Here is a 22,664-nt window from a genome sequence, read left to right on the forward strand (position 1 = left end):
ATGGCAGTTAACTGCTTTGGCCGGCGAGACAATTTGCGCCGGCCGTTTTTGTCACGGGGAGGAAAGGGCGTTATGTCGCAGTCGAGTTCATCGCAAGTCCCGCAGATCAAATCGCGTCGGCGCGATCCTGCGCGCCACCTCCGGCAACTTCCTCGAACAGTTCGACTTCTTCCTGTTCGGCTTCTACGCCGCCGCGATCGGCAAGGCGTTCTTCCCCTCCACCAACGAGACCGCCTCGCTGCTCAACACCTTCGGCGTGTTCTGGCTCGGCGCCTTGATGCGCCCCGTCGGCGCCATCGTGCTGGGGGCCTATATCGACCGCATCGGCCGCCGCCAGGGACTGATCGTCACGCTCGGCATCATGGCCTTCGGCACGATCGTCATCGCGTTCTGCCCGAGCTACGCGACCATCGGCATCGCGGCGCCGATCATCGTGCTGATCGGCCGGTTGCTGCAAGGCTTCTCGGCCGGCGTCGAGCTCGGCGGCGTGTCGGTGTATCTCGCGGAGATCGCGACGCCCGGCAATCGCGGCTTCTACACCTCGTTCCAGTCGTCGAGCCAGCAGGTCGCGATCTTCGTGGCCTCGATCCTCGGCTACATCCTCTCCGAGGTGATGCCCGCCGACACCGTGGCCGCCTGGGGCTGGCGCATTCCCTTCTTCGTGGGATGCCTGATCATTCCGCTGATCTTCCTCCTGCGGCGGACGCTGGAGGAGACGCCGGCCTTCCTCGCCATGAAGAAGCATCCGACCGCGAGCGAGGTGTTCGCCTCCGCGCTCGCCAACTGGCGCATCGTCGTCCTCGGCATGATGATCGCCATCCTGACCACGACGACGTTCTACTTCGTCACCGTGTACACGCCGACCTTCGGCAAGACTGTGCTGAAGCTGTCGACGCATGACGCGCTGCTGGTCACGCTGCTCGTCGCGGTGGCCAACTTCGTCTGGAATCCGGTCGGCGGCGCGCTGTCCGATCGCATCGGCCGCAAGCCGGTGCTGATCACGATCGCCTGCCTGTCGCTGGTGACCGCCTATCCGGCGCTGCACTGGCTGGTGGCGGCGCCGACCTTCGGCAGGCTGCTCGCGGTCGAGATGATGTTCTCGTTCTATTTCGGCGTCTACAGCGGCACCATGTTGGGTGCCCTCGTCGAGATCGTGCCGGCGCATGTCCGCACCACCTGCTTCTCGCTGGCGTTTGCGCTCGCCGCGGCCCTGTTCGGCACCTTCACGCCGTTCGCCTCGACCTGGCTGATCGAGCGGACCGGCGACAAGGCCTCGCCCGGCTTCTGGCTGATGTTCGCCGCAGCTCTCGGCATCGTCGCCGCGCTGATCGTCTATCGTGGCGGCCAGACCATCGAGCAGCGCGAGACCGTTGCGGCCTGATATTCCACTTCGCGGCCGGGCGGGCTCGCTGGGCATGACTTCTCCGGAAAATCGCGACACGCTTTTCCGGATCATGCTCATGCGCCCGGCCGTGTTGCTTTCCATGCCAACAACGATAACAAGAGCGCATGGTTGATCTGACGCGCAGGTTCGACGTGCTGGTGATCGGCGGCGGCAATGCGGCGCTGTGCGCGGCGATCAGCGCCCGGCGCGGCGGCGCATCCGTGCTCGTGCTGGAAGGCGCGCCAAAGTTCTATCGCGGTGGCAATACCCGTCACACCCGCAACATGCGCTGCGCCCATGACGCGGCGACCGAAATCCTGACCGGTCCCTATACGGAAGATGAGTTCTGGGAGGATCTGCTGCGCGTCACCGGCGGGCAGACCGACGAGGTGCTGGCGCGCCACATGATCCGCGAATCCAAGGACATCCTGAACTGGATCGTGGAGCAGGGTGTACGCTGGCAGCCTTCGCTCGGCGGCACGCTGAGCCTCGGCCGCACCAACTCCTTCTTTCTCGGCGGCGGCCGCGCGATGCTCAACGCGCTCTATCTCACCGCCGAAGAACTCGGCGTCGACATCCTCTACGATGCCGAGGTCATCGATCTCACGGTCGAGGACGGCATGTTCCTTTCGGCGCAGCTGAAGCAGCCGGTCGGCGGCAAGACCGAGGTCCGCGCCTCGACCCTGGTCGCCGCCGCCGGCGGGTTCGAGGCCAACATCGAATGGCTGAAGCAATATTGGGGCGAGGCCGCCGACAATTTCCTGATCCGCGGCACGCCCTATAATCGTGGCTCGGTCCTGAAGATGCTGCTCGACAAGGGGGTGCAGGAGGTCGGCGATCCCACCCAGTGCCATGCGGTCGCAATCGACGCCCGCGCGCCGAAATTCGACGGCGGCATCATCACGCGACACGACTCGGTCGTGTTCGGCATCGTCGTCAACAAGCACGCGCAGCGCTTCTACGACGAGGGCGAGGACATCTGGCCGAAGCGTTATGCCATCTGGGGCAGGCTGGTTGCGGCGCAGCCCGACCAGATCGCCTACATCATCTTCGATTCAACCGTGGTCACCTCTTTCATGCCGACGCTGTTTCCGCCGATCGCCGGACAGACGGTGGCGGAGCTCGCCGGCAAGCTCGAGCTCGATCCGGCCGCGCTGGAGAAGACCATCACCGAGTTCAACGCCGCGGTGCTATCAGGCACCTTCGACCATACCATCCTGGACGACTGCCGTACCGAAGGCATCACGCCGCCGAAGACTCACTGGGCGCGCCGGATCGAGACACCGCCTTATCTCGCCTATCCGGTCCGGCCCGGCATCACCTTCACCTATCTCGGCACGCGCGTGAACAAGGAGGCGCGGATGCTGATGAAGGGCGGCAAGCCGTCAGGCAACATGTTCGCGGCCGGCGAGATCATGGCCGGCAACGTGCTCGGCAAGGGCTATGCCGCCGGCATGGGCATGACCATCGGCAGCGTGTTCGGGCGCGTCGCCGGCCGAGAAGCAGCCAAGAATGCCCGGAACTGAAGGCGGGACTGACGCGATGCACGGAACTAGGATTTTGGACGAAGCCGACCGTCTGATGACGGTCTGCAATTCCTGTCGCTATTGCGAGGGCTTGTGCGCGGTGTTTCCGGCCATGGAGATGCGCCGCGCCTTCTCCGACGGCGACCTCAACTATCTCGCCAATCTCTGCCATGGCTGCGGCGCCTGCTACGTCGACTGCCAGTTCTCGCCGCCGCACGAGTTCAACGTCAACGTCCCCAAGACGCTCGCGGTCGCCCGCGCGGAGTCCTATGCGGCCTACGCCTGGCCGCGGGCGCTGTCCGGTGCGTTCGCGCGCAACGGGCTCGTCATCAGCGTCATCGCCGCGCTCAGCATCGCCGCCTTCATCTTCGGCTTCGCCGCGGTCAATGATCGCGGCGTGCTCACCGGCATCCACACCGGTCCCGGCGCGTTCTACAAACTGATGCCGCACAATGCGATGGCGCTGCTGTTCGGCTTGGCCCTGCTCTACGCGATCCTGGCGCTGGTGATGGGCGTGCGGGCGTTCTGGCGCGACATCGGCAAGCCGGTCGGCATGACGACGGATGCGAAGGCGCTGTTGCAGGCCATCCGCGATGCCGGCGAGCTGCGCTATCTCCATGGCGGCGGCGTCGGCTGCTACAACGAGGACGACAAGCCGACCGACCGGCGCAAATTCTATCACCACCTGACCTTCTACGGCTTCCTGCTGTGCTTCGCCGCGACCTGCGTCGGCACGCTCTATCACTATCTGCTCGGGCGCGAGGCACCATATCCGTGGTGGGACCTGCCCGTGGTGCTGGGCTCGCTCGGCGGCATCGGTCTCGTGGTCGGCCCGCTCGGCCTGCTCGGCGAGAAATGGAAGCGCGACCGCGTGCTGGTCGACGAGCAGCGTATGGGCATGGACACCGCGTTCATCCTGATGCTGTTCCTGACCAGCATCACCGGCCTCGCCTTGCTGCTGTGGCGCGAGACCGGCGCGATGGGGCCGCTGCTCGCGCTGCATCTCGGCGCCGTGTTCGCGCTGTTCATCACCATGCCCTACGGCAAGTTCGTGCACGGCATCTATCGCTTTGCCGCGCTGGTGCGCTATGCGCAGGAACGGCAGATGATGGCGGAATGAATGGTGGTGGGTTGGCGGAGCGTAGCCCCGCTTACGAACTCATCCTGCATTGGGCTTTGTCGCCAGGGCACAGAACCACTCATTTGTCTCGACCAGCTGAACCCTCGTGAAGCCGGCTGCTGCCAGCCTTTCCGCGACCCCTTCCTTGGGCTGTCCGGAGTAGCGCGTAAAGCCGAGCGCGATCCTGCCGCTCGGCTTCATGACGCGCCGGACCTCCCGTAGCCCGGCGACGGCGTCCGGCCAGACTTGCATCGAGTTGATCGCCAGCGCCGCGTCGAAGCTGTCCGCATCGAATGGCATGCGTTCCACGGAGCCAAGCCGAAGCTCGACACGACCATCCTCGATCGCGGCCGCGTTCCGGGCGCGAGCTTGCCCGACCATCTCCTGCGACGGATCGATGCCCGCGACGCGTCCCGCCGGCACCAAGGTCGACAGGCGTTGAATGACGACGCCGGGACCAAACCCGACTTCGAGCACGCTGTCATCAGGTCCGACCTCGAGACGATCTGCGACCCACGCGCCGCAATCTGCATTGCTGCGCGCCATGATCATGCCGCCGAGCCTCCCCAGGAGACCCCGAGGACGGCCAAACGCACGCAGGAGGATGCTTTGCATGACGCTCACCGATTGCCATCTCCGGTGAACAGGATTTCGGGACCCTCGCGGCTACAAATCCACCACCACGTAGTCGCTCTCCACCGCGACCTTGATGGTCTCCGCGACATACGGCCCTTTCACCACGCTCGCGCCCGGCTCGACGTGGGCCGGGTAGGCCTTCACGCGGAAGCGACGGGGGTCGCAGTAGGATTGGCCGGTGCGGATGTCGAACTCCCAGCCGTGCCAGGGGCAGCGGATGATCTCACCGAGCTTCGTGTACTCGATCTCGCCGGGATTGTTCGATTGCGCGAGCCCGATCAGCGGGCCCTCGCACAGCGCCGCGCCCTGATGCGGGCAGCGGTTCATCAGGCCGAAATACTCGCCCTTGATGTTGAAGACCGCGATCGGCCGTCCGTCGATCTCCAGGAATTTTCGCGTGCCCGGCGGAAGCTCGTCGACCGCGGCAATGACATGCCGGGCCATCTTATGTGATACCGTACAGCTGCCTGGCGTTGTCGAGATAGAACGCCTGGCGATTGGCGTCGCTGACGCCCGCCGGCAAGACGCGCGAGGGCTCATCGTAATCCCAATGCGGATAGTCGGTCGCGAACAAGAGCCGATCCCAGCCGATCCATTTGATAACGTCGAACAGATCCTCGCGGCTTTCAGGATCCTCCATCGGCTGCGTCGTCCACCACACCTGCTCGCGGATATATTCCGACGGCGGCCGCTTCACATGCGGCACCTCGGCATGCAGCCGCGAAAACACCTTGTCGAGCCGCCACGCCAGCGACGGCGCCCAGCCGAAGCCGGCCTCGATCATCACCATCTTCAATTTCGGGAAGCGCTCGAACACGCCTTCCAGCACGAGGCTCGCCAGCGCCGATTGCTGGCACTGCGAATGCCCGACCATCTCCTCGATGTAATAGGACGGCCAGCCCGAGGGCGTGATCGGGTTGCCGCCGAAGCCGAAGGCGTGGACGCCGACGGGAAGGCCTGCCTCCTCCGCGGCCTGGTAGATCGGCCAATAGCGGCGCTGGCCGAGCGGCTCGACATTGCGGCTGAGCAGCAGCACCTGCACGAAGTTCTTGTCGCCGGCGCGCTCGCGAATTTCGGCTGCGGCCGACAACCCGTCCTCGTTGCCGACGACGATCGAGGCTTTCAGCCGGGAATCCTTGCTGGTCCATTTCTCGATCTGCCAATCGTTGATCGCCGTGCAGATCGCGCCGGCGAGATCCTGATTGCGGATGCCCTGCCCGGTGTTGAGCGGATTGAGTACCCCCAGCTGCACGTTGTTGGGATCGAGCAGCTGCTTCTGCATGCACGACAGCGAGGAGCCCTGCGGTCCGCCCTCCGGCGGATAGGCATCGCGGCGCGAGGCGTTGGGCTGGGCTTTCGGATAGGGCGGACCTTCCATCATGCCCTGATAGGCATGGACGCCGTAGGTCTCGAGATGCGCATGCCAGCGCTTTTCGAGATAAGGATACAGTTCATCCTTGGTGGCGCGGGCCGGATGGATGTCGCAGTCGGCGATCGCGGTCTTGACGCTGGTCGGCGATGCGGTTTCGGGACGCTCGCGAAGCTGGATGTTCATGGCGTCATCTCCTTCACCTTGAGCCGGCCATAGGTCGCATGCGGATTATCGATCATGATCTTGCACACCAGATCCTGCGACAACCCCCGCGGCAGCACCTCGTCACCATCGAACTGCCAGTGCGGATAGTCCGTGGAGAATAGGACCAATTCGTCCGACTGCATATGATCAAACAGGCGAATTAATGTCTCGGCTTCCGGCGGCGCATCAAATGGCTGTAACGAGAAGCGGATGTTGCTGCGCACAATCTCCAGCGGCGCGCGATCGACCCATGGGGTCTCCATCCGCACCCCGCGCCAGAACTTGTGCAGGCGCCAGAGATAGGGCGCGATCCAGGAAACGCCGGACTCCAGCATCACCATTTTCAGCCGCGGATATTTGGCGAACACGCCTTCGACGATCAGGCTGGTGAGCTGGGTCTGGAACGCCTGGGCCTGCCCGACATAGTCCTCGATGTGGTAGGACCCCCACCCCACCGCCGTCGGCGGATTGTGGTAGGCGGAACCGGCATGGATGCCGACCGGCAGTTCCAGCCGCTCCGCGGCCTCATAGATCGGCCACAGCGCTCGCTTGCCGAGCGGCACGTCGCCCATGACCAGCACGAGCACCTGCACGAAACGCTTGTCCGGGGCGCAGCGCTCGATCTCGGCGACGGCCTTCTCGACGCTTTGCGTCGGGATCACGATCGAGCCACGCAGCCGCTTGTCGCGATCGAGCCATTCCTTCGCCAGCCAGTCGTTCAGCGCGCGGCAGAAGGCGGCCTGCATGTCCTCGGAGAACACCATCTGCACGCCGTACAGCGGATTGCAGATGCCGTAGGCCGCGCCGAACCTGTCGAGCGCCTGGCGTTGCATGTCCGCAAGGCTCGAGCCCGGCTTGCCTTGCGCGGGACGCCAGTTCGGCCGCGACGAGATCGGCGAATTGGTGGGATAGGATTGCGAGATCAGGTCGGTCATGCCGCGCGTCGTCACCTGGTCGCGCCAGTAGTCGTTCATGTACGGCAGCAGGCTGGTGAGGTGAGGCACGGCGGGATGCAGATCGCAATCCACGCCGCCCGCAATCGGCGACGTCATGATGTTTCCTCCGCGCACGCTCTCACCACAAGCTTGTCGGGCGGCGCTTGGTTCTTGTCTTGCATTCAATCAGGCCATGCCGCGGCCTGCAACTCGGCAAAAGCCTGCGTGGTGTGCTAGGAAGGCAGAACGCCCCACGGGATTTTCATGGCAGGCAACGAGAAAGAAGGCCGATGAACGCGCTCACATCCATCGCCGAACAGGTCGCCGCAAAACTGATCGCGAACAAGCAGACGATTGCGGTCGCGGAATCCTCAAGCGGCGGACTGATCTCCGCTTCGCTGCTCGCGGTTCCCGGCGCGTCGGCCTACTTCCTCGGCGGCGGCGTGATCTACACCCGCGACGCGCGGCGTGCGCTGATGGACATTCCCGACGACGCCATGCGCGGCATCCGCTCGGCATCGGAACCCTACGCGCAATTGCTGGCGCGGCAGATTCGCGAACGCCTCTCGACCGACTGGGGCCTGTCCGAGACCGGAGCCGCCGGCCCCACCGGCAACCGCTACGGCGACGCAGCGGGCCATAGCTGCATGGCGGTCGCAGGCCGCCGCGGAGGTGATGACGCTGGAGACCGCGAGCGGCGACCGGCAGGCGAACATGCAGGCATTTGCGAAGGCGGCGCTCGAATTGCTGTTGAAGAATCTGGAGCGGTAATTCCAACAGCGTCGTCCCGGCGAAAGCCGGGACGACGCGGGGCGAGAATCACTGAAGGTGCATAGCCCGGATGAAGCGAAGCGCAATCCGGGATGACTTCATCCGCTGCGCGACTGTTCCAGGATTTCGCTGCGCTTCATCCGGGCTACAAGAGCAGCGCGCGGCTACTTCTCTCGGAACGAGCGCATGAACTGGTCGCTCATCGGCTTCATCAGATAGGACAGCATGGTGCGGTCGCCGGTCTGGACGAAGGCTTCCACCGGCATGCCGGGAATCATCTTGACGTCGCCGAGCCGGGCGACCTCCTCGGGCGGCATCGAGACGCGGATGGTGTAGTAGCCTTGGCCTGTGCGCTGGTCGGTGGTGACGTCGGGCGAGACGCGGCTGACGACGCCGTTGAGCTCCGGCGTGGTGCGCTGGTTGAACGCGGAGAGGCGCAGCAGCGTCTTCTGGCCGATCTGGAGCTTATCGATATCGACCGGATTGACCTTGGCCTCGACCTGGAGATCGTCGGTCTGCGGCACGATCAGCATCAAGGTATCGCCGGCCGTGACGACGCCGCCGACGGTATGCACGGTCGATTGCAGCACCATGCCGTCCTGCGGCGCGCGGATGTCGATGCGGCGGAGCTGGTCTTCGGCAGCGACCTTGCGCTCGATCAGCTCGCCGATCTTGTCGTTGGTCTCGCGCAGGTCCTTGGAGACCTCGCTGACCACGTCCTTGTCGATCTGGATGATCTGGAGCTCGGTCTCGGTGATCTTGCCCTTGGCCTGGGCGCGCGATGCGATGTACTGCGCGCGCTCGCCGGAGAGCCGCGCCGCGTCGCGCTCGAGCGTTGTCAGGCGCGTCAGCTGCACCAGATGCTGCTCATAGAGCTGGCGGACGCCGACCAGCTCGTTCTGCACCAGCGCGATCTCCTGGTCCTTGGCCTTCTCCTGGGCGCTGAGACCGGAGATTTCCTCGTTGAGCTGCGTGATGCGCTCGCGCAGCTGCGCCTTCTGCCCGGTGCGGCCGTTGACGCGGACGTCGAACAGCTTGGTTTCGCTCGCCATGATGTCGCGAACGTCCGGATCCTTGGCCTGCTCGAGCAGCTGCGGCGGGAAGGCGATCTTGTCGCGGCCCTGCTGCTCGGCCTCGAGCCGGGCCGCGCGCGCATAAAGACCGTTCAGCGTCTTGACCACGATCGCAAGGCTGGCCTTCACGACGGTGTCGTCGAGCCGCACCACGATGTCGCCGGCCTTGACCCGGTCGCCGTCGCGGGCGCGCACCTCGCCGACCACGCCGCCGGTCGGATGCTGCACCTTCTTGACGTTGGATTCGACCACGATCTGCCCCGGCGCGATCAGCGCGCCCGAGATCGGCACCGTTGCGGCCCAGCCGCCGACGCCCCCGCCGAGAACCAGAACCACGGCGAGACCGACGATCAGATGCTTGCGGATCGAGCGATGTGCGTTGCGCGGTTGATCGGTCATGACTTGGCGGCTCCCGCATCCGCGACGATCTTGATCGGCGTCGGCACCGGCGGCGCGGCACGCTGCAGCACCTGCGCGAGCACTGCCTCCTTCGGCCCGAAGGTCTGCATGCGTCCGTCCTTCAGCACCAGCAGATGATCGACGCCCTCGATGCCGATCGGCCGGTGCGCAACCACAATGACAATCGCGCCGCGCTCGCGCGCGCCACGCACCGCACGGGTCAGCGCCTCGTCGCCCTCAGTGTCGAGGTTGGAGTTGGGCTCGTCGAGCACGACCAGGAACGGCCTGTCGTAGAGCGCGCGCGCCAGCGCCACGCGCTGCGCCTGACCCGCGGAGAGCGCTGCGCCCTGCTCGCCGACTTGCGTGTTGTAGCCTTCGCGCATCTTGATGATCATGTCGTGCACGCCGGCCTCCTTGGCCGCGGCGATGATCGCGTCGGAGGTCGCCTCGGGATCGAACCGGCTGATGTTCTGCGCGACCGTGCCGCCGAACAGTTCGACGTCCTGCGGCAAATAGCCGATGTGGCGGCCGAGCATGTCGGACGACCATTGATCGAGCGCCGCCCCGTCGAGCCGTACCTTGCCGCGCACCGGCTGCCAGACCCCGACCAGCGCGCGGATCAATGACGACTTGCCGGAGCCGCTCGGGCCGATCACGCCGAGGCCGTTGCCGGCGGCGAGCGCGAAGGTGACGTCCTGCACGATGGCGCGCTGGTCGCCCGGCGCGACCATGGTCACGGCCTCGACCGAGAGCTTCTTCTCCGGCGTCTGCAACAGCGTCTGCTCGGGCCGCGCCGGAATCTGCTGCAGCAGACGATTGAGCCGCTGCCAGCTCTGGCGTGCGGCGACGAAGGATTTCCAATGCGCGATGGCGAGATCGACCGGAGCGAGCGCGCGGGCGGAGAGGATCGAGCCGGCGATGATGATGCCGGCCGTCGCCTCCTGGTGGATGACGAGATAGGCGCCGACCGCGAGCACGGCCGATTGCAGCATCATGCGCAGTACCTTTGCGATCGCGCCGAGACCGCCGGCGACGTCGCTCGCACGCTGATTGCCGGCGAGATACTTTTCGTTGGCCTCGCTCCAGCGCTGGTTCATCCGTCCGGCCATGCCCATCGACACCATCACCTCGGCGTTGCGGCGGCTGGAGGCGGCAAGATCGTTGCGCCGCGCCGCGAGCGTCATCGCTTCCTTGGCCGGCGTGCGCGACAAGTATTCCGTGATCAGTGTCAACGTCACCAGGATGATCGCGCCGACCAGCGCCGTGACGCCAAGCAGCCAATGGAAGGCAAAGCAGATCACCATGTAGAACGGCAGCCAGGGCAGATCGAAGAACGCGCTCGGGCCCATGCCGCCGAGGAAGGAACGGACATTGTCGAGATCGCGCAGCGGCTGGAGGCCCTCGTTGCGGCTGCCGACCAGAAGCGGCAGGCGCACGATGGTGTCGAACACGCGCGCATTGAGCGCTTCGTCGAGCGAGGTGCCGACGCGGCCGAGGATCCGTCCGCGCAGCAGGTCGAGCACGCCCTGGGCGATGTAGAGGACCGCGGCGATGACCACGAGGCCGACCAGGGTCGGGATGCTGCGGCTCGGCAGCACCCGGTCGTAGACCTCCAGCATGAAGATCGACCCGGTCAGATAGAGCAGGTTGATCATGCAGCTCATCAAGCCGACGCCGATGAACGCCGTGCGACAAGCGCGCAGCGCCTCAGCCAGTTCGGAACGCCGGACAGCGGGCGCGGCTGCCATAAAAACTGATCTCTGCAAAACAAAAGAGTTACGTGATCACCACGTTGTATAGACGTTTGCGACCACCGTCCATTTTAAGTCGCGTGAACCAAAGCATGGTTCGCGGCCTCATTTTGTGATCGCACCGACAGTTGACGGAATAAATTAGGGTTAACCGGCGGCGGAACCCTGGCCTCGCGCGGGCGCGCTTCCCGGAAGCGGCACGAGAATGACCGACATCGAGACCCGGCCGATCTCGCCATCCACATCGAGCAACACCCCGCTGCCGACGCCGAGCCCGGCCTCCGGGCGCCAGCGCGCATCGGCGCGAACGCCGATCCAGGCGCCCCGCGGTGACCGGAACAGCTGCACCGCGAGGTTCGGATTGGGGTCTGCCACCACGTTCTGGACCGGCCGCGCGATGCCGTGGGTCCAGTCAGCCGGGCCGAGCACCCGCGCCAGCGGACCGGCGCCCGCTATGACGGCGTGATGCAAGCGAAACCAGGCGGTATCGCCGCCGGCACGGGCTTCCATCGCATCCATGAACCAGCTGCGGCCATGGACGGCGTGTGGGCTGCGCAACGGAAATGCCGTGGGATCCACCGGATCGGCTGAGCTCCCGTAAAACCCCGGGACCTCGACGGCACGCTCGCGCGACAGCGTCACGCGCACCGTCGCGCAGGGTTGCTCCTCACCGGCCGGCCAGAGCGTGTTGTCGACGACGCTGACCCGGCCGCCTTCGGTCACCACGGTAACCTGCGTGCGCAGTTCCGTCATTGGTGTCGGCCGCAGGAACCAGGCCGCCGCCGAGATCGCGGTGCCCCAATTGCGCGCGCCGGCCATGGCCTCGACCTCGCCGGTCAGCAGGCTTGCGACCGCCCCGCCCTGAAGGCCTGTGAACGGCCCGGCCGCCAGCGCCGCCGGCTTCCAGTGATGGGGCGTGGCGAGCGGTTCGAAGATGGCCAAGGCGAATGATCCCCTGAGATGAGCAGGATTGAGCGTTCGACCAATCTGATCCAAGAATAGCGGCCATGACAAAAGGCCATTCATCACTTCAGGTGAGCAGGATTCACCCATTGGATGCCCCCGATCCGCGAGTGATCCCACCGCTGCCGGCGCTGCTCGCCTTCGAGCGCGCGGCTACGCAACTCAGCTTCCGGCGCGCCGCGCGAGACCTGTCGCTGAGCCCGTCGGCGATCAGCCACCAGATCCGCGGGCTGGAAGAGCAGTTCGGCACCAAGCTGTTCGTCCGCGGCGCACGTTCGGTGCGATTGACCGACGACGGCGAGCGCTACCTTGCAAAAGTGTCGGCCGCGCTGGCGACGCTGCAGGAGGCGAGCCGTGACATGCTGCGGCAACGCGGCGAGGCCAGCGGCGAGCTCTGGATCAGCTCATTGCCGTTCTTCACCAGCGCCGTGCTGCTGCCGGCGCTGCCGGAGTTCAAGCGGCGCCATCCCCAACTGACGCTGCGGATCGAAGCCACGCACCAATATGCCGATTTCAACGGATCGCGCGTCGATGTCGCGATCCGCTACGGGCGGGAACATGCCACCGGGCTGAAGGTCGAGCCGCTGGTGCAGGTCAAAGGATTGCCGGTCTGCACGCCGGCGCTGGTCAGGGCAGGTCTTCGGACCCCTGCGGACCTGTCGCGCGAGGTGCTGATCCATGTCACGACGCAGCCGCGGGCGTGGCCAGCCTGGCTGAGGGAGGCCGGGCTGCCGAATCTCGCTCCGCGCGGACATCTGTGGCTCGACAGCGTGCCGGCGATGCTGGAGGCCGCCGAACACGGGCTCGGCGTCGCGATTGCGATCGCGCCCCTGATCAAGGCGCGCCCGGGCTTCGGCAAGCGGCTGGTGGCGCCGTTTGCGTTCGAGGCCGCATACAGCGAGACGATCTACCTGGTCTCCCGCACCGAGCAGGCGCGGGACCGCCGCATCGCCGCGGTGCGGCGCTGGATTGCCGACGCGGTCGCACGGGCGAGCTAAAGCATGATCCGGAAAAGTGCGAAGCGGTTTTCCGAAAAGATCATGCTCAAACAAAGAGCTAAGGCGCGATGACGATTCAACCTAATCTCATCGCGCTTTAGACCGTGACGGACGCCGGCTCGGCCAGGATGCACCGTGCCAGGCGGCCGGGAGCGACCTGCACACTCGGCGGCAGGCTCTCGCTGCAACGTTGCTCGGCGAACCTGCAGCGCGGTGCAAAGGAGCAACTGGCCGGCGCATGATCGAGCGAGGGCGGGGTGCCGGGAATGGTCTCCAGGCGGGCGCCGCGCTTGGCGCCATGGATGGTCGAGGCGAGCAGGCCCTTGGCGTAGGGATGCACCGGCGAGCGGACGATGTCGCGAAGCGTGCCCTGCTCCACGATCTGGCCGGCATACATCACCGCGACGCGGTCGCAGATCTCGATGGCGACGCCGATGTCGTGGGTAACGAAGATGACGGACATGCCGAATTCGCGTTGCAGCTCGCGCAGCAGCAACAGGATCTGGATCTGCACGGTGGCATCGAGCGCGGTGGTCGGCTCGTCCGCCAGCAGGATCTTGGGACGGCAGGCGAGCGCGAGCGCGATCATCGCGCGCTGACGCATGCCGCCCGACATCTCGTGCGGATAGGCGTCGAGCCGGCGCTTCGCCGAGGGAATGCGCACGACCTCGAGCATCTCGAGCGCCCGCGCGGTAGCCTCGCGCTCGCTCTTGCCCTCGTGGCGCATCACCGTCTCCGCGATCTGGCGGCCGATGGTGTAGACCGGATCGAGCGCGAGCGCCGGCTCCTGGAAGATCATCGACACGGTCTGGCCGCGAAACGACGACAGCTCCTCGTCGTTCATGGCGAGCACGTCGCGGCCCAGCACGTTGACCGTGCCAGTGATCTGCGTGCGCTTCTTCGGCAGCAGCCGCATCAGCGCACGCAGTGTCACGCTCTTGCCCGAACCGGACTCGCCGAGCAGGCCCAGCACCTCGCTGTTGCCGAGCGAGAGGCTGAGATCGTTCACGGCATAGACCGTGCGCTCGCCGGTGAAGCGGATGTTGAGGTTGTTGATCTCGACGAGGTTGGTCATGCGAGCTTGGGTATCCTGGCGTGGAAATCGGTCGCGCGCTGGAACGCGGCGCCGATCCGAAGCAGAACCGCTTCCTCGAAGGAGCGTCCGATCAGCTGCATCCCGACCGGCAGGCCGGTCTTCGTGAAGCCGGAGGGCACTGTGAGCGACGGCAGGCCGAGAAAATTCACCGGGCGGGTGAACAGCGTGAGCCGCTGCAACAGCGCGTCGGCGCCGGGACCATTGCCGACATCGCTCTCGGCAATCGTGGGTGCCGGCACCGGCGACGACGGCGCAATCACCGCGTCGACGCCGCTGACGGCTGCGTTGTGCGCGGCGAGCGCCGGCCCGCGCCAGCGCATGGCCTCGAGATAGGTGATGGCGGGAACGGCGAGGCCGTTCTGGAGCCGCATCAGGACCTGTGCGCCATAATCCTGCGGACGCTCGATCATCCAGCGCTTGTGGAAGGCGGCAGCCTCGACCGCGAGCACCAGTTGCGATGCCGAAGAGAGCTGGCGCTGATCGGGCAGCTCGACCTTGACGATCTCGGCGCCCTCTTTCTTCAAGGTAGCGACGCTCTCGTCCAGGATACGCGCCACCTCGGGATCGAGGTCGTCGACATAGAACGCCGTCGGCACGCCGATCTTCAGGCCCTTCAGCGACTGTTTGGTCGCGGCCATATAGTCCGGCACCGGCTGCGTCGACGCCGTCAGATCCTCGGGGTCGGCGCCGGCCATCAGGCCGAGCAGCAGCGCGCAGTCTTCCGCGGTCTGCGCCAGCGGGCCGACCGTGTCGAGCGATTGCGACAGCGGCATCGCGCCGGCGCGGCTGACGCGGCCCACCGTGGTCTTGAGACCGGTGACGCCGCAGAAATGCGCGGGCATGCGGATCGAGCCGCCGGTATCCGAGCCGAGCGCCGCATAGGTCAGGCGCGCGGCGACCGCGGAGCCCGAGCCGGATGACGACCCGCCGGTGATGTGGGCGACATTCCAGGGATTGCGCACCGGTCCGTAATGGGCGTTGTGCCCGGTCGGCCCATAGGCGAATTCGGCGAGATGCAACGTGCCGAGGCGGACCTGGCCGGCGTCCTTCAACCGCTGCAAGGCCGTCGCGGTCGTCTTCGGCACGAAGTCGCGGCGGATCAGCGAGCCACAGGTCGCGACGTGACCCGCGTCGTAGTACATATCCTTGTGCGCGAGCGGCACGCCGTGCAGCGCACCGCGACTATTGCCCCTGGCGAGCGCGGTATCGGCCTCCGTGGCGGCGGCCAGCGCCTGCTCGGACTCGATCGCCATATAGGCGTTGAGGCGCGGCTGCCATTCCGCAATGCGATGCAGCACGGCGCGCGTCACCTCATGCGAGGAAACTTTCTTGTCGGCAATCGCCTTGGCGACCGCGGTCAGCGTCATCAGGGCCGGATCAGAGCTCATTTCGACACCTTCTCAGTCTTCTGCGCGATCTGCGCCAGCAGGAAGCTCGCGGGTTCGAGATCGAAGGGCAGCGTGCCGGAGATCGGCGCGAAGCCGTCGAATGCCGGGCCGATCGAATTGGCGATGCGGGTGGCGACTTCGTCGTCGGCAGGCACGTCGGCGACGTGCGCGATCACCTTGACATCCTTGGGAGTAGGTCTGGTCATGCCGCGTTTTCTCCTTTTGCTTTTGCCGGCGCGCGGCTGTGCCCCGAGCCAGGAATGGCCATGTAGCACGCCGCTTGATGGCCCATTGTATCGAGATCGCTGAGTTTTGGCGTGTCGTTTGCGCAGAGCGGCTCCGCAAACGGACAACGGGTGTGGAAGCGGCAGCCCGGGGGCGGATCGATCGGATTGGGCGGATCGCCTGATATCGGCGGCGTCTCGGTGCGCTGGTCGGGATCCGACGACGGCATCGCCGCGAGCAGCGCGCGGGTATAGGGATGCGCCGGTGCATCCCAGACCGCATCAACGGGACCGAGCTCGACGACTTCGCCGAGATACATCACCAGCACGCGGTCCGAGATGTAGCGAACGACGTTGAGGTCGTGGCTGATGAACAGATAGGTCAGGCCGAACTCGCGCTTGAGATCGGCCAGGAGATTGAGCACCTGCGCCTCGACCGATTTGTCGAGCGCCGAGACGGCTTCGTCCAGGATCACCAGCCGCGGCGACAGCGCCAGTGCCCGCGCGATGTTGACGCGCTGGCGCTGGCCGCCGGAGATCTCGTGCGGATAGCGGTTGGCGAAGGTTTCCGGACGCAAGCCGACCTTGCCGAGCAGTTCGCGCGCGAGCGCACGTGCCGTGGCGTCGGCCATGCCGTGCACCTTGGGGCCGAAGGCGATCGATTCCTCGATGGTAAGGCGCGGATTGAGCGAGGCGTAGGAGTCCTGGAACACCATCTGCATGCCGCGCCGCAATTCGCGCAGCGAGAGTGACGGACCGACCTGTCGGCCGTCATAGATGATGTCGCCGTCGTCGCGCGGCATCAGATGCATCAGAAGCCGCGCGGTGGTGGACTTGCCGCAGCCGGACTCGCCGACGATGCCGACCGTCTCGCCCTTGGCGACGGTGAACGAGACGTTGTCGACGGCGCGCACGGTCTTGCGCGGACTGAAAAGCCCGCCGCGCACCGGAAAATGCTTGGTCAGTCCCTTGACCTGCAGCAGCGGCTGCGCGGCGCCGCCGATGTCGGCGACCGGCTCCAGCATATCGACGGAGAGATTGGCGTCGCTCATGCTCTAATTCCTGATGTCCATGGCGCTGCGCAGGCCGTCCGAGAGCAGGTTGAAGCAGATCGAGACCGCGAAGATCATCGCGCCCGGCAATGCTGCGACCCAGGGATTGACGTAGATCGCGGTCCGCAGCGTGTTCAGCATCAGGCCCCATTCCGGCTCCGGCGGTTTCGTGCCGAGACCGAGGAAGGAGAGACCAGCCGCCAGGATCATCGAGACCGAGATCAGGCTCGTGGCATAGACGAAGATCGCGCCGAGCACGTTGCCGAGGATGTGCACGCGCATGATGGTGAAGGGCCCGGCGCCGGAGGCGCGCGCGGCCTCGACGAAATCCATGTTGCGCACGCCCGTCGTGACGCTCTCGGCGACGCGGGTGATCTGCGGCACGAACACCACCGTCAACGACACGATGGAATTGAGGATGCCGGCCCCGAGCGCGCCGGAGATCGCGATCGCCAGCAGCACGGACGGAAAGGCATAGAACACGTCGACCGTGCGCATGATCGCGGTGTTGAGCTTGCCGCCGACATAGCCGGCGATGATGCCGAGCGAGGTGCCGATGCAGAAGGCGAGAATCACGGGCAGGATGCCGATGACCAGCGACAGCCGGCCGCCGTAGATCAGCCGCGCCAGCATGTCGCGGCCGAGCTCGTCGGTGCCGAGCGGATAGCCGGCCGTGCCGATGTGGCGCAGGCGGCGGATCATCGAGCCCTTGTAGGGATCTTCGAGACCCAGCCATGGCGCCAGCAGCGCCGAAGCAAAGATCAGCACCAGGATGATGGCGCAGGCCATGCTGACCTTGTCGCGCATGATGCGGCGGCCGACGGTCGCCCAATAGCCGCGCGCCTTGGTCGCAGGGACGGCTTGCAATGCGGTATCTGACATCGCACTCATGCGCTCGCTCCTTGTTGGAGCATGATCTCCGCGCAAACGCGATCCGCGTTTGCCGCGAGGGAAAATCGGTTCCCACTTTTCCGGATCATGCTCTAACTCCGCTTGATGCGCGGGTCGATCGCGGCTTGGGCGATGTCGACCAGCAGATTGAGGAACACGAAGAACAGCGCCAGGATCAGGATCGTGCCCTGCAGCAGCGGCAGGTCGCGCTGGAAGATTGCGGAGTTGAGCAGGAAGCCCGATCCCGGCCAGGAGAATACGGTCTCGATCAGGATCGAGCCGCCGAGCATGTAACCGAGCTGAAGACCCATCACGGCAAGCGCAGTGGGCGCGGCGTTCTTGACGACGTGGCGGAACACCTCGGTCTCGCGCAGGCCTTTTGCGCGCAACGCCTCGACAAAGTCCTGGCTCAAGATGTCGCCGGTGAGGGCACGCACCGTGCGGGTGACGATGCCCATGGGAATCACCGATGTCGTGATCGCCGGCAGCACGAGATATTTCAGATGCGCCCAGTCCCAGGCCCAGGAATTGGAGCCGCTGGGCCCGGCGCCGACGGCGGGCAGCCAGTTCAGCTGAACTGAGAAGATGATGACCAGCACCATGCCGAGCCAATAATGCGGCAGCGACACGCCGGCTATCGCAACCGAGGTCGCGACCTTGTCGACCCAGGTGTCGCGGAAATAGCCGGCAATCAGGCCGAACAGCAGGCCGAGCGTAAAGCCGATCATCGCGGCCGCGATCGCCAGCATCACGGTGTTGCCGACCGCGCGCATGACCTCGGCGAGCACGGGGCGGCCGGTCGCGATGGAATTGCCGAGATCGCCATGGAGGGCACGAAGCAGCCACAGGCCGAACTGCACCGGCAGCGGCCGGTCGAAGCCATAAGCGGCGCGAAGCTGCGCCGCGAGCTCCTGCGAGGCATCGGCCGGCAGCACCGCAACGAGCGGATCGCCCGGCGTGATGTGCACGAGCAGGAAGCACACCAGCGCCACGCTGATGACGATCGGGACGACATAGACGATGCGTCGGGCGATATAGGCGAGCACGTTGTCTCTTTTCTTCCTTCTCCCCTTGTGGGAGAAGGTGGCGCGCCGAACGCGCGCCGGATGAGGGTTTTCGATCCGCGGATACAATCATTTCATCTCAGGGAGGCAGTCCGCGGAGACAACCGCTCACCCGGCTTCGCGTTGCGCGAAGCCACCCTCTCCCACAAGGGGAGAGGGTGCACCTATTGCGCGACTAGCGCCTCACGGCGCGACCGTCACCGGCGAGAAGTCGATGAACCAGCTCTTCGGCTGCACGACGCCCGTCACCTTCGGGCTCATCGCGCGCGGGCCGACGTCGTGGGCGACGTAGAGGAACGCCGCGTCGTCGACGGAGGCCGCATGCAGTTCGGCGAGCGCGGCATCGCGTGCGGCGGGATCGAAAGTCTGACGCGCCTTCTTCACCAGCTCGTCGAATTTGGGGTTGTTGATGAAGCCCCAATTGTTCGAGACCGGCGGCGCCATGCCCGATTGCAGGAAGCGCACCAGGGCGAAGAACGGGTCCATCGCCGCATAGGTGACGTTGGTCGCGTTCGAGCCGTTGGCCGAGGGGTCCTTGGCGCCGCGGCGCCAGTTGGTGAACAGCGTGTTCCACTCGATGACGTCGAGCTTCACATCGAAATAGCATTCGGCGAGGGCCTGCTGAAGATATTCGTTCATCGCCAGCGGCTGCATCTGTCCCGAGCCCGACGCGGACGTCTGCGTCTTGACCGTCAGCTTCTTATTGGGACCGAAGCCCGCTTCCTGCATCAGCTTTTGCGCTGCCGCCTTGTCGTACTTGATCTCGAAGGTCGGCTTGCCGCGCCAGGGATGGCCGGGCTCGAAGGTACCGGTCGCGGGCACCATCAGGCCGGCGAGCAGGCCGTCCCTGAGGCCTTCGCGATCGACGCAGAGGTTCGCCGCCTTGCGCACGCGGATGTCGTTCCAGGGCGAGCCCTCGACGCGCGAGAATTGCCAGGGCCAGACGTGCGGCTGCTCGTTGGCGTAGAGCTTGAAGCCGCGCTGCTTGAGCTCGGGCAGCGCGTCGGGTGCCGGCGCCTCGACCCAGTCAACCTGGCCCGAGAGCAGCGCTGCGGTGCGCGCATTCGCCTCCGGCATCGGCAGGAGCACCATCTTGTCGATCTTGGGCACGCGCGCCTTGTCCCAATAGTTCGCGTTCTTGACTAGCTCGAGCCGTTCGCGCGGCGTGAAGCTCGACATCTTCCACGGGCCGGTGCCCGAGGCGTCCTTGGCGAACGCGGTCCAGGCGGCCTGCGACTTCGCCTTGGCATCGGCGCCTTCGGCCTTGTCGTAGAAGGCCTGCCACTTCGCCGGGCTCGCCATGAACAGGTTGGTGAGGTTGATCGGCAGGAAGCTGTCGGGCTCCTTGGTGGTGAGCTCGACCGTCATGTCGTCGATCTTCTTCGCCGAGGCCAGCGTCGGCATGCGCGAGGCGGTGACGCCGACCTGGCTGGCGTCGAATTGCGGCGCGTCCTGCTTCAGCACCTTTTCGACGTTCCACACGACGGCATCGGCGTTGAACGGCGAGCCGTCATGGAAGGTGACGCCGGGGCGCAGCTTGAAGATCCACTTGGTCTTGTCGGCATCGTCGACCTTCCACTCGGTGGCAAGACCGGGGATCACCACGCTCGCCTTGTCGGCAGAGGACAGGTCCCAGCCGGTCAGCGCGTCGTACATGGTGAGGCCGGTGAAGCGATTGCCTTCAAAGCCCTGATCGGGCTGACCCAGGGTGCGCGGAATATCGGCAGCGGTCATGCCGATGCGCAGCACGGTCTCGGCGCCGGCAATCGCCGGCACGCCCGTGGCTATCGCAAGCGCCAGCATGATCGCCGTCGCATTGGTTTTCCTGTTACGCATCTGAGCAGCCCCTTCGAGTCTGGTGACGTTTTGGTGATTATTTCTTGGGCAAGCGTATGCAATGCCTGTGCCAAGGGGAATAGTTCATCAGCAAATAACCGCCGGGCGCGTCATTTCTTCCCACCTCGCGCCTGAACGAAGCGAAGATGCCTATTCTGGCATCATGCTTGCAGGATTTGGCTCCAACGTCTTTCCAACGGAGCCTTCATATGCGTGCGCGCAATTCGATCCTGATGGCGGCAATGACGCTCGCCTTGACTGCGGGCTGGCCGGGCACATCCGCGCAAGCAGAGTCCATTGTGCGTTACGGCATCTCGATGGCGGACATCCCGCTGACGACGGGCCAGCCCGATCGCGGCGCCGGCGCCTACCAATTCACGGCCTACACGATCTACGATCCCTTGGTCGCCTGGGAGATGGACGTCGCCGATCGCCCCGGCAAGCTGGTGCCGGGCCTCGCCACCGAATGGAAAGTCGACGATGCCGACAAGACCAAGTGGCGCTTCACGCTTCGCAAGGGCGTGAAGTTTCACGACGGCAGCGAGTTCAACGCCGATGCGGTGATCTGGAATCTGGACAAGGTGCTCAACGACAAGGCGCCGCAATTCGACAAGCGGCAGAGCGCGCAGGTGAAGACCCGCCTGCCCTCCGTCGCCAGCTACGCCAAGATCGACGACTCCACCGTGGAGATCACCACCAAGACGGTCGATTCCTTCTTCCCGTATCAGATGCTGTGGTTCCTGGTGTCGAGCCCGGCGCAGTATGAAAAGCTCGGCAAGGATTGGGACAAGTTCGCCAGCCAGCCCTCGGGCACCGGCCCGTTCAAATTGACCAAGCTGGTGCCGCGCGAACTCGCCGAGCTGACCAAGAACCCCGACTACTGGAACAAGAAGCGGATTCCGAAGGCTGACAAGATCGTGCTGGTGCCGATGCCGGAAGCGCTGACGCGCACCAATGCGCTGCTTGCGGGACAAGTCGACCTGATCGAGACGCCGGCGCCGGATGCCGTGCCGCAGCTGAAAGCGGCCGGCATGAAGCTCGTCGACAACGTCACGCCGCATGTCTGGAACTATCATCTCAGCGTGCTGCCCGGCTCGCCCTGGACCGACATCCGCCTGCGCAAGGCGCTCAACCTTGCGATCGATCGCGAGGCGGTGGTCGGCCTGATGAACGGGCTGGCCAAGCCAGCCAAGGGCCAGGTCGATCCGTCAAGCCCCTGGTTCGGGAAGCCCACTTTCGAGCTGAAATATGATCTCGCAGCAGCCAAGAAGCTGGTCGAGGAAGCCGGCTACTCCAAGGCGAAGCCGCTCAAGACCACCTTCATCATTGCGCAAGGCGGCACCGGCCAGATGCTGTCGCTGCCGATGAACGAATTCCTGCAGCAGAGCTTCAAGGAGATCGGCATCGACATCGATTTCAAGGTGGTCGAGCTCGAGACGCTCTATACGCATTGGCGCAAGGGCGCGGCCGACGAGATGAACGCCGGCATCACCGCCAACAACATCGCCTATGTCACCTCCGACCCGCTCTACGCCATCGTCCGCTTCTTCCATTCCGGGCAGATCGCGCCTGTCGGCGTCAACTGGGGCGGCTACAAGAACCCGAAGGTCGACGCGCTGATCGACGAGGCCAAGCAGACCTTCGACAGCGCCAAGCAGGACGCATTGCTGGCCCAGGCGCATGCGCTGATCGTGGACGATGCCACGCTGGTCTGGGTGGTCCACGACACCAACCCGCACGCGCTGTCGCCGAAGATCAAGCAGTTCGTGCAGGCGCAGCACTGGTTCCAGGATCTGACGACGATCGGGATGGAGTAAATCTTCCTATCGTCGTCCCGGCGAAAGACGGGACCCATACGCCGCCGCCGCCGCAATGGGCACGCGGCGAGACGATCTTCCGTCAACGGCCATTCGTGGTTACGGGTCCCGGCCCCCCGTGCGCAATTGCGCACTAGGCCGGGACGACATCGGGTTTGCGTCGG

At 65.4% G+C, this 22,664-nt stretch carries 19 protein-coding genes and 1 pseudogene; 6 read left to right on the top strand and 14 right to left on the bottom strand.

The genetic code is table 11. From position 1 onward, the window contains the following. Positions 1–124: 124 nt before the first annotated feature. The 3 genes from RX327_RS37280 to tcuB all read left to right on the top strand — a co-directional run bounded on the left by RX327_RS37280 (position 125) and on the right by tcuB (position 4,030). Positions 125–1,381 carry an MFS transporter gene (locus RX327_RS37280; protein WP_317251410.1) on the top strand — a complete coding sequence of 419 codons (1,257 nt, stop codon included), beginning with the start codon at positions 125–127 and terminating at the stop codon, positions 1,379–1,381. A 128-nt stretch (positions 1,382–1,509) separates the two neighbouring features. Further along, positions 1,510–2,910: an FAD-dependent tricarballylate dehydrogenase TcuA gene (gene tcuA, locus RX327_RS37285; RefSeq protein ID WP_410712125.1), complete on the top strand. Its 1,401-nt coding sequence runs from the start codon at positions 1,510–1,512 to the stop codon at positions 2,908–2,910. 16 nt (positions 2,911–2,926) lie between these two features. Then, positions 2,927–4,030 (top strand): tricarballylate utilization 4Fe-4S protein TcuB, encoded by a 1,104-nt coding sequence (gene tcuB / locus RX327_RS37290; RefSeq protein WP_317248872.1) that lies wholly within the window; start codon positions 2,927–2,929, stop codon positions 4,028–4,030. Positions 4,031–4,069: 39 nt separating this feature from the next. Here tcuB and RX327_RS37295 read toward each other — a convergent pair whose 3' ends face one another. The 4 genes from RX327_RS37295 to RX327_RS37310 form a co-directional block, all read right to left on the bottom strand. Continuing rightward, positions 4,070–4,582, bottom strand: coding sequence for a class I SAM-dependent methyltransferase (locus RX327_RS37295; RefSeq protein WP_050382540.1), 513 nt, complete (start codon positions 4,580–4,582; stop codon positions 4,070–4,072). A gap of 114 nt (positions 4,583–4,696) precedes the next feature. After that, positions 4,697–5,110, bottom strand: a complete 414-nt coding sequence (locus RX327_RS37300) for a Rieske (2Fe-2S) protein (RefSeq protein WP_317248873.1) — start codon at positions 5,108–5,110, stop codon at positions 4,697–4,699. A 1-nt stretch (position 5,111) separates the two neighbouring features. Then, positions 5,112–6,221, bottom strand: a complete 1,110-nt coding sequence (locus RX327_RS37305) for an amidohydrolase family protein (protein ID WP_317248874.1) — start codon at positions 6,219–6,221, stop codon at positions 5,112–5,114. Then, positions 6,218–7,294 carry an amidohydrolase family protein gene (locus tag RX327_RS37310; protein ID WP_317248875.1) on the bottom strand — a complete coding sequence of 359 codons (1,077 nt, stop codon included), beginning with the start codon at positions 7,292–7,294 and terminating at the stop codon, positions 6,218–6,220. Before RX327_RS37310 ends, RX327_RS37305 begins: the two co-directional genes overlap by 4 nt. Before the next feature lie 173 nt (positions 7,295–7,467). Here RX327_RS37310 and RX327_RS37315 point away from each other — a divergent pair. Then, positions 7,468–7,948, top strand: a pseudogene (locus tag RX327_RS37315) (CinA family protein). Positions 7,949–8,112: 164 nt separating this feature from the next. Here RX327_RS37315 and RX327_RS37320 read toward each other — a convergent pair. The 3 genes from RX327_RS37320 to RX327_RS37330 form a co-directional block, all read right to left on the bottom strand. Continuing rightward, positions 8,113–9,420 carry an HlyD family type I secretion periplasmic adaptor subunit gene (locus tag RX327_RS37320; protein ID WP_317248876.1) on the bottom strand — a complete coding sequence of 436 codons (1,308 nt, stop codon included), beginning with the start codon at positions 9,418–9,420 and terminating at the stop codon, positions 8,113–8,115. Next, positions 9,417–11,168: a type I secretion system permease/ATPase gene (locus tag RX327_RS37325; RefSeq protein ID WP_317248877.1), complete on the bottom strand. Its 1,752-nt coding sequence runs from the start codon at positions 11,166–11,168 to the stop codon at positions 9,417–9,419. Before RX327_RS37325 ends, RX327_RS37320 begins: the two co-directional genes overlap by 4 nt. Before the next feature lie 150 nt (positions 11,169–11,318). Further along, positions 11,319–12,113 (bottom strand): acyl-CoA thioesterase domain-containing protein, encoded by a 795-nt coding sequence (locus RX327_RS37330; RefSeq protein WP_050382531.1) that lies wholly within the window; start codon positions 12,111–12,113, stop codon positions 11,319–11,321. Positions 12,114–12,223: 110 nt separating this feature from the next. On the opposite strand from RX327_RS37330, the gene RX327_RS37335 reads away from it, so the two are divergent. After that, the gene (locus RX327_RS37335; protein ID WP_050382530.1) at positions 12,224–13,132 is read left to right on the top strand and encodes a LysR substrate-binding domain-containing protein; all 909 of its coding nucleotides are present in this window, start codon (positions 12,224–12,226) and stop codon (positions 13,130–13,132) included. Positions 13,133–13,229: 97 nt separating this feature from the next. Here the strand turns inward: RX327_RS37335 and RX327_RS37340 are convergent, their stop codons facing one another. The 7 genes from RX327_RS37340 to RX327_RS37370 form a co-directional block, all read right to left on the bottom strand. Continuing rightward, positions 13,230–14,207, bottom strand: a complete 978-nt coding sequence (locus tag RX327_RS37340; RefSeq protein ID WP_317248878.1) for an ABC transporter ATP-binding protein — start codon at positions 14,205–14,207, stop codon at positions 13,230–13,232. Continuing rightward, complete coding sequence (locus tag RX327_RS37345) at positions 14,204–15,616, bottom strand: amidase (protein WP_317248879.1); 1,413 nt, start codon at positions 15,614–15,616, stop codon at positions 14,204–14,206. Before RX327_RS37345 ends, RX327_RS37340 begins: the two co-directional genes overlap by 4 nt. Further along, complete coding sequence (locus RX327_RS37350; RefSeq protein WP_028336598.1) at positions 15,613–15,822, bottom strand: hypothetical protein; 210 nt, start codon at positions 15,820–15,822, stop codon at positions 15,613–15,615. The genes RX327_RS37345 and RX327_RS37350 overlap by 4 nt, the downstream gene beginning before the upstream one ends. Next, positions 15,819–16,892 (bottom strand): oligopeptide/dipeptide ABC transporter ATP-binding protein, encoded by a 1,074-nt coding sequence (locus RX327_RS37355; RefSeq protein ID WP_317248880.1) that lies wholly within the window; start codon positions 16,890–16,892, stop codon positions 15,819–15,821. Before RX327_RS37355 ends, RX327_RS37350 begins: the two co-directional genes overlap by 4 nt. A 3-nt stretch (positions 16,893–16,895) precedes the next feature. Beyond that, a complete protein-coding gene (locus tag RX327_RS37360; RefSeq protein WP_317248881.1) occupies positions 16,896–17,783 on the bottom strand; it encodes an ABC transporter permease in 888 nt (295 codons plus the stop codon). Positions 17,784–17,875: 92 nt separating this feature from the next. Next, positions 17,876–18,829, bottom strand: coding sequence for an ABC transporter permease (locus tag RX327_RS37365; RefSeq protein ID WP_317248882.1), 954 nt, complete (start codon positions 18,827–18,829; stop codon positions 17,876–17,878). Positions 18,830–19,030: 201 nt separating this feature from the next. After that, positions 19,031–20,683 (bottom strand): ABC transporter substrate-binding protein, encoded by a 1,653-nt coding sequence (locus tag RX327_RS37370; protein ID WP_410712126.1) that lies wholly within the window; start codon positions 20,681–20,683, stop codon positions 19,031–19,033. Positions 20,684–20,892: 209 nt separating this feature from the next. Here RX327_RS37370 and RX327_RS37375 point away from each other — a divergent pair, with 209 nt between their 5' ends. After that, positions 20,893–22,500, top strand: a complete 1,608-nt coding sequence (locus tag RX327_RS37375) for an ABC transporter substrate-binding protein (RefSeq protein ID WP_317248883.1) — start codon at positions 20,893–20,895, stop codon at positions 22,498–22,500. Positions 22,501–22,664 lie beyond the last annotated feature (164 nt).

The organism is Bradyrhizobium sp. BEA-2-5 (assembly GCF_032918025.1).
GTDB classification, from domain to species: Bacteria; Pseudomonadota; Alphaproteobacteria; order Rhizobiales; family Xanthobacteraceae; genus Bradyrhizobium; species Bradyrhizobium pachyrhizi.